Annotated in this window: 9 protein-coding genes; 4 read left to right on the top strand and 5 right to left on the bottom strand. The window is 32.9% G+C overall.

Annotated elements, in window-relative coordinates:
• The first annotated feature begins 14 nt into the window (after window positions 1-14).
• The 4 genes from ACK4M9_RS19520 (at window position 15) to ACK4M9_RS19505 (ending at window position 3,883) form a co-directional block, all read left to right on the top strand.
• Window positions 15-1,136, top strand: coding sequence for a cysteine desulfurase family protein (locus ACK4M9_RS19520; protein ID WP_409854291.1), 1,122 nt, complete (start codon window positions 15-17; stop codon window positions 1,134-1,136).
• A 149-nt stretch (window positions 1,137-1,285) separates the two neighbouring features.
• Entirely contained in the window at window positions 1,286-1,492 is a 207-nt protein-coding gene (locus ACK4M9_RS19515) for a DNA modification system-associated small protein (RefSeq protein WP_409854289.1), read from the top strand.
• Window positions 1,492-3,504 (top strand): DNA sulfur modification protein DndD, encoded by a 2,013-nt coding sequence (gene dndD / locus ACK4M9_RS19510; RefSeq protein ID WP_409854288.1) that lies wholly within the window; start codon window positions 1,492-1,494, stop codon window positions 3,502-3,504. The genes ACK4M9_RS19515 and dndD overlap by 1 nt, the downstream gene beginning before the upstream one ends.
• A gap of 1 nt (window position 3,505) precedes the next feature.
• The gene (locus ACK4M9_RS19505; RefSeq protein ID WP_409854286.1) at window positions 3,506-3,883 is read left to right on the top strand and encodes a hypothetical protein; all 378 of its coding nucleotides are present in this window, start codon (window positions 3,506-3,508) and stop codon (window positions 3,881-3,883) included.
• A gap of 36 nt (window positions 3,884-3,919) precedes the next feature.
• Here the strand turns inward: ACK4M9_RS19505 and dptH are convergent, their stop codons facing one another.
• The 5 genes from dptH to ACK4M9_RS19480 all read right to left on the bottom strand — a co-directional run bounded on the left by dptH (window position 3,920) and on the right by ACK4M9_RS19480 (window position 14,227).
• The gene (gene dptH, locus ACK4M9_RS19500) at window positions 3,920-9,091 is read right to left on the bottom strand and encodes a DNA phosphorothioation-dependent restriction protein DptH (protein ID WP_409854284.1); all 5,172 of its coding nucleotides are present in this window, start codon (window positions 9,089-9,091) and stop codon (window positions 3,920-3,922) included.
• Entirely contained in the window at window positions 9,072-10,466 is a 1,395-nt protein-coding gene (gene dptG, locus ACK4M9_RS19495; protein WP_409854283.1) for a DNA phosphorothioation-dependent restriction protein DptG, read from the bottom strand. The genes dptH and dptG overlap by 20 nt, the downstream gene beginning before the upstream one ends.
• A gap of 5 nt (window positions 10,467-10,471) precedes the next feature.
• Window positions 10,472-12,748 (bottom strand): DNA phosphorothioation-dependent restriction protein DptF, encoded by a 2,277-nt coding sequence (gene dptF / locus ACK4M9_RS19490; RefSeq protein WP_409854281.1) that lies wholly within the window; start codon window positions 12,746-12,748, stop codon window positions 10,472-10,474.
• 258 nt (window positions 12,749-13,006) lie between these two features.
• Window positions 13,007-13,753, bottom strand: a complete 747-nt coding sequence (locus ACK4M9_RS19485) for a hypothetical protein (protein WP_409854279.1) — start codon at window positions 13,751-13,753, stop codon at window positions 13,007-13,009.
• Window positions 13,754-13,900: 147 nt separating this feature from the next.
• Window positions 13,901-14,227 (bottom strand): phosphoribosyl-ATP pyrophosphohydrolase, encoded by a 327-nt coding sequence (locus ACK4M9_RS19480; protein WP_409854278.1) that lies wholly within the window; start codon window positions 14,225-14,227, stop codon window positions 13,901-13,903.
• Between the last annotated feature and the right edge of the window lie 15 nt (window positions 14,228-14,242).

Below are 14,242 nucleotides of genomic sequence, written 5' to 3'. Positions count from 1 at the left end.
GGTGGGGACAGAATATGCTCTATTTAGATAACAGCGCAACAACTCAAATGTTGCCCGAAGTTAAAGAAGCTATGTTGCCATTTTTATTAGAAGAGTTTGGTAACCCTTCAAGTAAGTACTATCCACTGGCTTCTAATGCTACTGACGCAGTTGCAAAAGCTAGAAAACAGATTTCCTTATTACTTGGATGTGAATCCGATGAAGTTATTTTTACTAGTGGTGCTACAGAAAGTAATAATATGATTATTAAAGGTGTCGCGGGACATTATGGAAAAGAAAATAATCATCTCGTTACATCAAAAGTTGAGCACCCTTCTGTCCTCGAAACCTTTAAATATTTAGAGAAAGAAGGATTTAAAGTAACTTATTTGGAAGTTGACAAGTTTGGCAGGATAAACATCGATGATCTTAAAGAATTGGTTTCCACCTCTCCCCCACTATTCGTTAGCATTATGTGGGGCAATAATGAACTTGGTTCGCTTAATGACATTCAAGCTGCATCAGAACTTTGTCATAACAACAACGTCATGTTTCATACGGATGCAACACAAGTAATAGGTAAAGTTTGTGTTAATTTGGAAGACCTTCCTGGCATCAGGTTTTTATCTTGTTCTGCTCATAAATTCCACGGACCAAAGGGGATTGGCGTTTCAGTAATCAGGAAGGATTCACTTGGATTAAAAACTAAACTTACCCCTCTTCTCCATGGCGGTGGCCAGGAGCAAGATTACAGAAGTGGTACATTAGCTGTTCATAATATAGTTGGTATGGGTAAAGCTGCAGAAATCTTGTCTCAAAACATTGAGTTTAATATTACGAGACTACAAAATTTAGAAGGCAGATTAATCTCCATTCTAGAAAGTAAATTTGAAAGCATAATAAGATTTAATAATGATAATACAAATAAGATACCTGGTATCATAAGTGCTCGATTTCAAGGTGTTAATAATGAAATCCTAGTAAAAAATGTAGCACCTTATGTTTCCCTTTCTACGGGTTCTGCTTGTAGTTCGGCTAAACCAAGTCATGTACTTCAGGCTATTGGACTGCAACTGGACGAGGTACGGGAAACTGTTCGTTTCTCTCTTTCCCATTTAATTAATGATAGTGAATTAGATATATTTTACCAACTATAACCGCACCAAGAGAGGATATTATATCCTCTCTTTTTTATTTATCGCAAAAACTGTCGATAAAAAGGAAAAATTATCAATTTAATAAGAAAAGCGATTTAATCAAGGACTAAAGTATTGTAAAATTATAATTAGTTAATTTAAAGAAATAGGTGATAACACTGAATAGATTAAAAGTACAAGAAAGTATACTATTGGAGCAAATCTGTCAAAAGTATGAATTACCAACTAAGTTAGTCGAACAACTACTAAAAAGCTCAGAGAAATTCACTTACGAAAATGTTCCTGATAGTGTCAGGAAAAAGGATTATTTAGACCTAATTAATTTTTATACCAAAAGTGAAAAAGGTGGTCAGTAATGTTATTTAAGAAATTAGTTTTCGATAACTATAAGACTTACTATGGACACCAAGAAGTGAATTTCTATATTCCCAAAGAAGATCGAGAAGAAAAACGTAAAAATATCATTTTACTTGGTGGTCTAAACGGTGCGGGGAAAACAACAATCTTAAGAGCTATCTTGTATGTGTTGTTCGGTAAAAGAGGCATTAATGATCAAGAGCATAAACGATTATTTTCTAATGTTATTAACAATACATTCTTTGATGAAGGTGGTCGTGATTGTTCTGTTGTCCTTACACTTGAAACGGACAAAGGCGAGGAATGGGAGTTAAAGGTCAAGTGGAGCTTTGACCATAATAAAAGGTTGATTGGTGAAAATCGTGGAATAGTCGTAAGAAAGCCTGGCGTACTTCATGGGAGACATGCTCAAATTGATAATATTGATGTCTTTAACCGCTTTATTGATAAAATTATTCCTTATCATGCTGCTCCGTTCTTTATCTTTGATGGTGAAGAGATTAAAGATATTATATTAAGACAAAATAGCATGGAAATGAAAGAAGCAATTCATAAGATTAGTGGTATTGAAGCTTATAAGCAGCTTTTAAAAGACCTTACTTCTATGAAAGTTTCACTTGAGAATACCCTTGCAAAGGCAGTAAGCCATGGGAAATTAAATAACTTAAAAAGTGCTCTTGAAGAAGTAGAAGGAGAACTTAATAAGCTTGAACCAAGAAGACTCACTGGCCAAGCAGAAAAGGAAAAATTAGAGAAAGAAATTGCTACCCTAAAGCAAGCAAGAAATGAAAAGTTATCTACTAACTCCAAATCAAGAGAAGTAGTAATAAAAAAACAAACCCGCTTAGAGGCTGAACTTAAGCAAGCTAAAGAACAATTGAAATATAGTTTTAAGAATGATGCGATTTCTATTATTCTTTACAAAAAAATTAGCAACTTAAAAACACGACTAAAAGTAGAAAGTGACCTTCGACATAAACGTATTTTACAAGAGGCATCACTAAACCCTTATCGTGATTTTATGTACCAACTATTAAGCAAACCAATTTCTCCCCCTTTATCAGAATTGCAGTTAGAGCAGATTAAAAAAATTGGAGAAAATGTCTGGATTAAAGAAAACAATATTAAAGAAATTACTGATGACCTTATTGAGATACATGATATCTCCTCAAAAGATTACAATTACTTAACGAATTTTAATAGTAAGGATAAATCTGGAATCGTGTCTATGATAAATAAAATTGAAAGATTAAACTCTGAGCTAGAAGCAATTGAAGTTGACATACGGAATGCTCCAGAGTCTGTCGATATTAGTCAGGAAAATGGAAAAATAGATGTATTCACAAAAAAGATAGGTGAAATAGATTTAAAACTTCAAGTTGTTAGGAAAAAAATAGCTATTGCAAAAGAAAAAAAGACGAATTTACTAAACCAAATTACACGCCTCTCTGACCAAAGTACTGATTTTAATGAAGTGAACAATCAACTAGCACAAGTAAGGAAAATAATAACAGCTATGAGCGAATATGTACAAGAAACAGTTACATTAAAAGCAAAATTTATTAGAGATGAATTTGCAATGATGTTACAAAAGCTATTCCGTAAACAAGATGAATTTGGAAAAATAGAATTTGATATCGACACTTTTACCGTTCGCCTATATAATGACAAAAATCAAGAGATTAGTATTCAAGATCGTTCCGCTGGGGAAATGCAAATTCTCTCCTCTGCTCTAATCTGGGCCTTAACTAAAGCTTCTGACCTAGCTCTACCTATGATTATTGATACTCCATTAGGTAGATTAGATAGCTATCATAGAAATCATTTAATAAATCACTATTACAAAGAATTAAGTGATCAAGTTATTATTCTGTCTACAGATACAGAAATCACACAAGAATATGTTACTCTGATGCAAAACCATTCATATAGACAGTACATGCTTGACTACGATGAGAATAAAAAATATACAGTTATCCGTGACGGATATTTTAGTTTTGTAAGGATGTGAAATGATGGCCAATAGAAATTTGATACTTTCTGGAACTGGGAAAGAATATCTAGATATACTCTGTGATCGCCTAGATGTAGAACGTCCACAAGGTTTAAAGATTGCATTTGCAAAGGGAATTTCTAATGCTCAAGGTAATGTCTCGGTTACACAAAATGAAGGAAATAAGCAAAATTGGGCCATTCCAGATGGAATTATCAGGGAAAAAGAATATTTACTTTTCAAACATTTGATCATTAATGAACTACAAACTTCATTAAGTGATGATGAAGTGAATAAACAAATGCTAAACTATATGGAGTTTGGACTTAGAGTAATTTCTAATGAGTTAAAACAACTTTCTTCTATGGAAGATTACAGAATTAAAGTCTTGAGCTAAAGAAGGGAACCACAATTGTGGTTCCCTTTTGATTTATTATATTCTATCCGATAACGGACTAATATCAACAATTGTTACAGTTGGTTTAGATAATTCGTTATTCTCCCTCAACACTGGGCCATGAACTATACATTGTCCCTTTTTTAATGTAGAGAGTCTGTTTTCCCACTTTTTCTTCTCTGCCTGATCATTCGCTAAACTAGCTGCAATATTAGATACTTCCTGCTCAGGTGGAGAAAAGTAAACTTTTTCTGACGCATTTTGCAATCTAGCTAATTCTCCTGCATCAAGCTGCGATTTTAAGAATTGTGTAGCATACCACCCTGACCAACCAAACTTCCTTCCTTCTGTTAGGATTCTTGCTGAAGGTGAGTTTTCTGTATGATCTAAATTTTGTGCTTCATCCAAAAGAACTGGCATTGGTGTATTCTTATTACCAAATCTTACTGAGTAATTCCATAAATCCCAGAGAATAAACTCAGTAATCATTAATTGAATATCTCTTGGATAACCTGTAAGTTGAACTATGAAAATTTCACCATTACTCTCAACAACGTCTTTCCAATCAATAGTTTCACCGGAACTAAAAGGATTACGATCGATTAGCTGCCTTATTTGAGATAGTGCTGTCTTCGCATAACTTGAATTATCATCTTCAAGAACTTCTTTCAGTCTAGGTAAACTCATATTTTCTCCATGAGTTTCCAACCCTCGAATTAGCGCCTCATAAATGGCATTTAATTGTTGAATTCCTAAACTCTTATAAACAGCTGAGAAAATACTCTTAATCCGTTCAGCGATATCTATATTCGTTTCAGGTAATGAAATTCCACCTATGTCACGTACATTTATCTTAAAAGGATTAATTGGAAGTTTATCACGAAAAACAATCTTATGTTTTAGCTTATCTCCCATATATTCAACAAATTCAGGTTCAAGCTGGTTTGGTAAAAAACCTTCTGTGTAATCAATTACGATACTCGGAATTCCTTGCTTCGACTTTTCTAATAGTAGGCATTGCATAAAATAAGTTTTACCTTGCCCTGATTTACCAGAGATCAATAAGTGTCGATTCGCAAGACCTTTATTTCCAAATTCCCAATAAACTTCTCTATTTGAGTTCTCTGCCTTACCAATAAGAATTCGAATATTCTCAATATTAATCCTTTCAGGTAGGGATGTTCCCTCTGGGCTTCCACTAGGCATTTTTACAAGCCCCACTTCTTCTTCACTTAAAGGCTCATCAACATGTACTCTAATTGCTGGGTCTACAGTTTCTGGATCATTAATTACCTCATCCAAATGCTCAGTTCGGCCTTTATACTGATATGATAGAAAGTTCTCCTTGACAAAATCAGTATCTTTTGTTTGGATACGATTATGCATCGATTCAATTGAGTTTACAAGTGCATTAAATCCATCAAACAATAGAAGATTTATCAGAGTAATTCCATCTTCAAGTGATGCACTTCTATGATAAGCATCTCTTTGGAATGATAGGATGGCACCTTCTCCAATTATTTGGTCGAGATCGTTAGAAACGACATACTGATCCTTATTTAACCTTTCAATTACATCGTCGGACAAATTATAATTCTTTTCATCCCATAATCCATTCTGTTGAAGTTTTTTAGCATTAGAAATAAATAATTGAATAAAGAAATTTCGATAAAACTTCTTTGTGAAACTATTGTCAGTGGTATTGAGCAATGCCTCATTTAATAATTTCTTAGTTTGCTTCACTTGTTTTCTGGCTTTCTCTAATACATCATTTTTATTTATGCCAATTTTGACTTCAACAGGATAGAAATGTAATTTTAGATCATTGCCTGAATTTTCTAACCCTATCAATAATAAATCATCACTATGGCTCCCCTTGACACCTAAATTCTTTGCTGTAAATACACCAGCTGTTTTGTTCAAACTAACAGCACCAGCTACCCGAAGAACTTCTTCTAGGGAAACAGGTACCCATAAGATATCAGGGTGATCAAAATAAGCCAATGAATATTTAATTGCAGAGATAATACTTAATTTTTCTTTCGAGTAGTGTCCTTTACTTCCAATAATCCTTAACAGCCATTCTCCATTAAAAGTATTAAAGGCCTTAATTGTATTTTTTACATTCTGATCTGACCCTTCGACTTCTTGAATTTTCAAAAACTCTTTTATCACCGCAAAATATTGTTGTGATTTATCAGTAACGGTAATTGCATCATACCTACTTGAGGAAGAATACTGATCGCTGTAGTGAATCACAACTAAATTTTTGTCATATTCATTAAAAAATTCAAGATCAACATTAGGATCAACAAACGTTACCCAGTATGATGAACGATATATGCTTTCAAGCGTTTCTTCGTCAATGGTAGAAGTTCTAGAGAAAATTGCTTCTCCTTTTCGATAAGAATCATTTCCATCGTTTCGTAGGTTAGCACTTAATTCATTTAATGAATAAGCTGTTTGAGTTAACAGATTATCTTCTGTAATCGAATACGCTTTTGTTCCGAAACCACTACGATAATTTTCATTTCCTTTCATAGAAGGAATGGATGTGTACAAGCCATCAATTGTCATTCCTGACAACATATCTCCCATTGATTGTAATGCATCATGCTCTTGAGCTTGCATCTTATAGAAAGAAATATGGGCATACTTGTATTCTCCAGTAATTCCTCGTTTAAAGTAATATAGTTTCTCTCGAATGAATCTTAATACATCTTGCGATTCGTAATTTTTTGATTTAATTGTGACATTTAACATTTCTTGAATTTGCTCAATAGATTCTGTTCTTGAGAAGATATCAAAAGTACTTTCAGCATTGTTATCCTCTTTATATATTGTAACTTCAATAGACATAAGCATCTCTGGTCCCTTTGAGTCAATCGATTTAAGCATCCATAGGATTATCCCTCTTAACACTTCTTTATCATTTGCAATATTTATGATGTTAACTTGTAAGGGAGCTTTAGATTGTTCTATGAATAAATAATCAAAATGCTCGACAAACTGACCAATCTTATCTTCCACTACTTTCGCTAGATACTGATTAGCATCTGAAACGGATACTTGTTTTACAGGCTTATAGATCATCCAATCCGGAGCATAATGCTGATTGTCAGGTTTATATAACTGATCGCTTCCATAATAAATAAATGGAAGTAAACCATCAGGTTTTAAGCGGTTTAAGATACTATTATCAAGTTCTTCATTAGCAAGAAGCTCATTAATCTTCAGTTGGTAAGCAACCATGAGTGGATGAAAAGGAGTAAAATAGATTTCATTACTAGCAATAATGGTTCCTAGTTTAAATAAATCTCTACCTCGTCTTCCTGCTTCATTACCTTCTTTAAATGATTTCACTTCGGAAATATATACACTTAAATACTCTTCTGCTCTTGCCTTTAATTCTGAACTAAAATAACAAAGACTTGGGATACATGTTTTTGTCTTAAAATACGTAACAAAGCGATTATAAGCTTCCCTGAGCTCATCATTTAAGCTAATATCTTCTGCTAATATCGCATCAGATTCAAGATTTGCACAACGAAGACCATTTTCTACCCAGGAGAACTCCCATTCGAACATACGCTTGTTATCAGAGTTCATATAAAACTCATGGTTTCCGAATATTAATTTGTTATTTTTCCATTCAAAATCTTGTTGTTGCTCTCTTTTTAATTTCCAAATTCGCAGCCCTGATATCGGAGTTGATTCTGGAAGCTCGTTCCTCAAAATAATAGGAATAACAGCCTGATTATCTTTCAGCCGTAACTTGATTAATAGTTCCTCATCGTCGTTAAATGCTTCAACTTGAGGTATAATCTTTAACTGCTCATCAAAATCAAGGTCAATAATTTGGTTATTATCAACTACTTCCGTTTCGACTCTATTAAAGCCTTGTCCAAAGATTAATTCATTTCCTTCATATTGGATTTCAACTAAATTTTTTGCTGTATCCACTAAGTAGCTTGTTTTGTAATTATCAAATAAGTATGCTTCTACCGGTACGACTGCAATTGATAATTCAGCTCCTAAATTGGCTTTGTTATCATGCTTATAAGAAACTCTTACAAACGTCGATTGTCCTTTTGTTGTTTTTATAGTGGCATTCAGGTTTATTTTCCCTAACGAAACCTCAACTGACTTTTTTGAAGCAAGAGGGATTTTTAAAAAGTCTTTGTCTAAACTTTTAACACTTCCACCATTAATTGAAAAAGTAGCCTGTACCGATACTTCCTCTTGTTGGTCTGGATTAAAAATTACAATATGCCTTTTTCTATTTCCGGCACTAGTATCCTTTTGGGCTCGATCCCAATAATTAAACCCTTTAATTTTTATTTCTTTCAAGTCAATAGATGTTTTTTTGTTAATAATTTTATGTTCTTCATAGTATCTATTGACGACAGAAAATCTTAGTTCATTCCAATCCTCATCATAAAGCTTACTAGCTCCGCTAGGTGAAAATTTCTTTTGCAATTCTTCTTCTTCTAGGCCATAATCATGAACCTTTCGAACGTAATCATATAACTCTCGGTTCAACCTTAACCGTTCTTTTAATTTATTTCCTGTAAAAGTATCAAGATCACTATCTTTGAATAAAGCAAATTTTTTATAATCTGTTTCTTCAATTGCTCCTTTTGAGAGAATAGAAAAGAAATCTTCGAACTCAAAAAACGTTATTTGTTGAAACGATTGCTCTTGCAGAAGCATATCCATATTATCTAACAAGATAATTTGATCAACCTTATCTAAAGTACTATTTTCAATGTTATACTTAAGTTTTTTGAGCAGGTAGTTTGGATGTAATGGCATCCCCTCTTTTTGAAGATCACTACTTCCACCTTGAATCGAATCCAATTGTTCAGAAACAACACTTAATAAAGCAGTGTTTTCCCAGACATTTTTTTGTTCTCCAACCTGATTTCTAAGTGTAACTAGAAAATCTGGCTTAACATCATCAGCTGTATGTGCTACAACTAGTTTAAGTTCATTTATCTCAATAGAAAAAGTTCGATAAGGATCTCCTAACTCATGTTGGAAAACAAATTCTTTCACGTTTTCTTGCTGTCTTAATGCTTCGAGTAGATCCGTAAGATCCTCTGTTTTATCTAGTTGTAGATAAAAGCGATCTCCAGCCTTTATAGATGTTTCTTTAAAAAACCTTAATAATAGCTCAGATATATAATTATAAAATTGGTTTGACATACTGTGCATCACCACTATCACTTTTTTTGTCTAATATGTTTAGAGAGTCTAATAAATCCATTATTTCTTTCTTGGAATAACGATCAAAAGCAATACCACGTTTTTCATACTCTTCGAAAAGTTGATTTAAAGGGATCCGCTTATCTTTTACACAAAGAGCTGTAATAAGTAACAAAGTCTCATGATTCATATTCAACACTTGTCCCAAACTACCTCTATTCTTTAAAAACAGAGCAGCCCCAACATCCTCTATATTTTGACCGAATTTAAACGCTACCTCAGTACTCGTCCCATCTTTTACACAGTTAAAAAGGGTTCGATATGCTTGGGGAAGATTTCCAGGCTCTTCTTTAGGCGTCACACCTGCCCAATTACTATACGCAACGATCCAAGCCTTTACATCTTGTAAAAAAGCTTCTTCTTTTCCTTCATGAACAACGATATCATGGAGCTCTTTGTAGTTCATAAAGCGAAGCGTTTCATTACCAACCCCTTCTTCCATATTATAAGCGTTATGGCTTAGCTGAGAAATCGTATGAACATGTACAAAGAGATTTTGAGCCCTATCCTTTACTCGCTTAAATCCATCAAGTTCATCTGCTGGCTTTCTTCTTTTACTTATAGATTCCCACTCTAAAGCAAAGTACAATGGATCTGCTTTGCTGTAGTCGGCTTCTTCAAAGCGTTCAAATTTCAACAGGACCTGACAGATGTACATAAACGAATAAAAATGGGTTAACAAAGGAAATGTACTTAAGAAATAATCTTTATGTTTACTAAGAAATAATAGATCTTCTCTGTAATAATTAGCTAAAACATCAAAAGTTGACTGATACTGTGCTTCCTGAGGTTTGGTTTCTAATGTATCCAACTTACTTAGAATAAGCTCAGTTAAAATGTCTTCAGTTTCCTTATTGTTAAAGACATTTATTACGGCTTCTTCTTCTTTAATTAGTGTATCTTTTAAAAATTGAGAGTGTTTTTTCAACTCTCCTTCATGCTTACTGTTCGCAATTGGTACATAATTAAAAAGATACGGATGTATTGGTTTAATCTCTTCACCTTGGCTAAATAAGTATTGCTCTAAAAATCGCTTTAAATCATATTTCTCATCATCGCCACACTCTACCTCCTTGATAATTTGTTCAACTAGGGGGTTTTCAGAGTAATTCAAGTCATCCTTCAGTTTTGCTTTCTTTAACTTTGTACCACAAATTTTCCGAATATACTCTCCCAATATGTCGTTAAAATTACCACGAATTGCTTTAGATCTTCTTGATGAAAAAGGTAATACATCTGCTACCTTTCCGACGTCATGTTTCTTTTTATTGATTAATAGTTCTAGTATCTCTTCTACGTGTAAAATTCTCTGCATCTCTATTACTCCTTCTCAAAAACAAAAGCGCCAAAATCATCACGTTTTAATTTGTACGATTTATTTTCATTGGGGAAATGGACCAATAGTTCCCTTTTCTTATCTCCGAAATTCATTACTTTATCAATAAACTCAACAAACTTAATTGCATCCTCTTCATCCTTTTTGCTAGGGCAATAACCTTCCTTCACTCTAAGTAAAAGGCGATAAAGTGGATAATCGATCTCTAAATAGGTATTGTTGTAACCTAATAAGATCGTTGCCTTGAATGACTCTAACACATCATTCGTATTAAATTTTAAATGATCAATTGATGGTTTAAGATTAAGCGATTGTGCTAGTCGAAATTTATCGATTGGCTTGTTTAAGTAGATATAACCTCTTTGCGGACTACCTTTCCATTTAAACAGGGCACTCTTTACATCTTCATAAAATTCTTTTATCTTACTTCTCTCACCAGAATTAATGTAAAACAAGTTAAGTACATAAGCCTTATAAGTATGATCTTCTATTTTTTGAGAAAAGTCTTCATTTGTTAAGTAAGCAACTCTAATTAATGTTTCGGAAAAGAGATCAAACGAATAGTCTCCAAGCTCCTCTTGTTGAATGAATGGCTTTAGCCAAGTTTTTGAAATAGCTGATTTGTTATAGTGTTCTACGATACTTTCCCATTCACTTAATGTATTTAATTCAATGATAAGTTTATCAATATAAGAAGATCTTAAGTGAATTGGATCTAGCTCACTTAAAACTTTCAAAATAGGTGATCGTTCTTTTCTTCTAAATAATAAGCTTGGGACAGATTGCTCTAGTCGCTCAAACTCTGTCATTAATCCAATAGCATTTACTTGATCCGGGATAACAATGTCCGCAAGGAAGTTTAAAAAAGCACGAGCAGAGATTACTAACTTATTTTTCACTAAGGTCTGTATAATCTCATTAACTATTTGTTTTTGGACAAAGTCTTCTTGCATAAATTCAAAATTATCATGAATCATTGTGCGGATGTTATTTGCAGCATCTTCCTTATAAGCTAGAAAAAATGGATTCCCTTCTGACTTACTAAAGATCCTTTCTACAAGAGTTAAGAAAAAGCTCGACTTCGGACCTGAACTTGTAAGTTCATACGAATGATAGTCACCAAAACTTATTAATGAATAGGTGTCTTCACTATAACTTGTAGTTATATTTTGAGAAAAAAGATCACTGTTCGCTACGAATTCGTTAAGTCTATCAAACGTAATACCCTTATGGTCTCTCGTAATAAAATTGTGTAAAACACCCATATTTATTGCAAGAATTACCTTTTTATTTGATTGATCAATCCTTTGATCTGAAAAATCCTGTAAGATTTCCTCTAACGTTTCCATTGCATTTTTAGTTGGAGAAAAGCTTTCCGTCGCATCATTAAAAATATGATAATCTTTAATTAAATCAGGTCTATTTTCATTAAGGTACGCTAGCAAATGTGATTTCCCATCCCCAACACTACCACATAGTAAAATTAGGCTGGATCTTCCACTGTTATTATTTTGTAGTAAAATACCTTCGAGATCTTTTTGAATTTTTCTTTCTACGTGTAAATACTTCTTAAACCTGCTAAAAGCATTAGCATTTTCAACTGCTTCTTGTGAGGAGTCTTGCAATCGTCTTAATTCTCTTAACAAGTAACTTTTCCCTTTTGGAAGGTTCTTTTGGAAAAGTGTATTTTGCTCCAAATCCTCACTAGTATCTTTATCAACTTCTTCGTTTTCACTTAGAACGGTCTTTTCATTTCCACCAATACTACTTTGACCTAATAATTCTAAAACTTGCCTTCTCACAAGTTCTTGTAAATCATTAGCATTATTCTTTGGAGGAGGTTTTGGTGGATTATAAGCTGGTAAACGAAGTTTTTCTAGTGAATAGACTTCGTAAAACCATACTGCTATATCGTGCATCACCCTATGTAGTTTGAAAGCCTCAGTAATATCGTTAAACTGAGCATCATGCGCTGCCTTATTTCCAGTGATCCTTATCGTATCAAACGCTTTTTGCAAATCTCGCTTAATATATCCCTCTCTAACTAGATATGTAATTTTTTCAAACATCGAAAAATTGTAGGGAACTTCGATATCTTCATTTAAATAAACTTTATTTAATACTGATTCTGCAAATAGTCTTGCCTTTACGATAGAACTAGCAGCATCTTCAAAGATTAACTCTTCCATCTTTTTTGAGATTTGTGCAGCGTCTTCGTTAATATTCTTGATGAAATCAAGGAAGTGTGCTTCATTCGACATTAAATCAACCCCGTACTTTTTCTATTTTAGTATTATTTTACCATACCACATAATTAAACCCTAATAAATTACGTATATTACAATTTGTGGTCAAGAAAATTGTAACTCTAACTGCCTTTGTTGTTAAATTTCTTCCACAATGAAGTCAATATCTCTGGATTTAATATACAAACATTAAGCTTCTTCATAAAATCACACTATCAAACGGGTCGTTCCCATCCAGTTTCTCACTTTGATATGATTATCTTGACACCTCATTTAATAAACCCATTCTTCACCCGAGGAGAAATCTGGTATATATTCTTGATATGCTAAGTTGATAATTTCATCTTTTAAGAAGTCAACTATAGCTGCTCTAACCGTGTGCCAATTTGGTAAAGGATATTTATCAAAAAGTTCATAATCTTTATATTTGAATTCATTTGTTTGAACAAACAAGGATATAATATCTCTCATGGGCATTTTTTTTACCACCTTATAAATATGATCTTCTACATCATATAAAATAATTTCTAGAATTTCCCCTCCCCTATACTGAAGCTGAAAGCAAAATTCCTCCCAATAGCTTCTTAAATTATAATCATCAGAATCCATTGAACCTTTGTATGAAAAATCTTCAATATCATTTCTTAATTCTTCTAGAATAGATCCAAGATTAATATTATTAATAAGGGAAACGTGATCTAGTACTCTATTATTTACTTTTTCGATATATTCATTAACAACATCATTAGACGAAAACAGTAAATCTCTTTCAATGTTTGGAATTAATATAACTTTTTCATTAATCTTTGGCATTATTTCTTCTATTATTTCCCCATAACTTTCATACTCATAAAGTAAAGTGAAGATTAATTTATCAAAAAACGTTGCAAAATTTATTCCAAAGGCTGAGAGAGTAGAAGAGTTAATTATTTCTATTAAAAACTCATCCTTTTTTAACTCCAAATATTGATTAAATATCTGAATTTGCTGTTCTAAATCCCTAAAAAATAAATTAGTCATATTTATTCACCTCATCTTGAAAATCTAACTCATTATAAGAAAAGACTGTAAACTTTTAATTTATTCCTCAACAAAATTTCAACATCATGTCCTAATAACTTGAAATAATAATTAATATAGTATTCCTACAGTATGGTCGTACACGAATTATTCTTGTACATCCAATAAATACAAACGTCCCTCAAACCCACCTCGTTTTTCAGCTTTATCTAAGCGAATAGACTCAAGATACGCATGATCTACTCCATGTAATTTTCCTATAGCATAAATAATCTCTAGAAGATCGGCTAATTCTTCTACAGCTTCTTCATCCGAGGTTGAATTCGAGTATTCTTTAATTTCCTCGGACAATTTCAACACGAGCTCTTTTTGGTATACTACCTTGTCTAGTTTTTTCACGCGATAATTTTTCCCTGTTTCTTTGATAATTTCGGGTATTTTGTCTCGTATTAGTTTATTATATATTGGCATCATGTACTCCTTTAGTCA

It is taken from the genome of Anaerobacillus sp., from assembly GCF_046314235.1.
In the GTDB taxonomy this organism is placed as follows: Bacteria; Bacillota; Bacilli; order Bacillales; family Anaerobacillaceae; genus Anaerobacillus.
Note: the sequence above shows the minus strand (reverse complement) of the source record. Positions and strands in the feature narration are given on the sequence as shown.

Coding starts and splice junctions, on each gene's coding strand:
- ACK4M9_RS19480 (WP_409854278.1), bottom strand. CDS start 14,227: ATGATGCCAATATATAATAAACTAATACGAGACAAAATACCCGAAATT.
- ACK4M9_RS19520 (WP_409854291.1), top strand. CDS start 15: ATGCTCTATTTAGATAACAGCGCAACAACTCAAATGTTGCCCGAAGTT.
- dptF (WP_409854281.1), bottom strand. CDS start 12,748: ATGTCGAATGAAGCACACTTCCTTGATTTCATCAAGAATATTAACGAA.
- dptG (WP_409854283.1), bottom strand. CDS start 10,466: ATGCAGAGAATTTTACACGTAGAAGAGATACTAGAACTATTAATCAAT.
- ACK4M9_RS19505 (WP_409854286.1), top strand. CDS start 3,506: ATGATGGCCAATAGAAATTTGATACTTTCTGGAACTGGGAAAGAATAT.
- dndD (WP_409854288.1), top strand. CDS start 1,492: ATGTTATTTAAGAAATTAGTTTTCGATAACTATAAGACTTACTATGGA.
- ACK4M9_RS19485 (WP_409854279.1), bottom strand. CDS start 13,753: ATGACTAATTTATTTTTTAGGGATTTAGAACAGCAAATTCAGATATTT.
- dptH (WP_409854284.1), bottom strand. CDS start 9,091: ATGTCAAACCAATTTTATAATTATATATCTGAGCTATTATTAAGGTTT.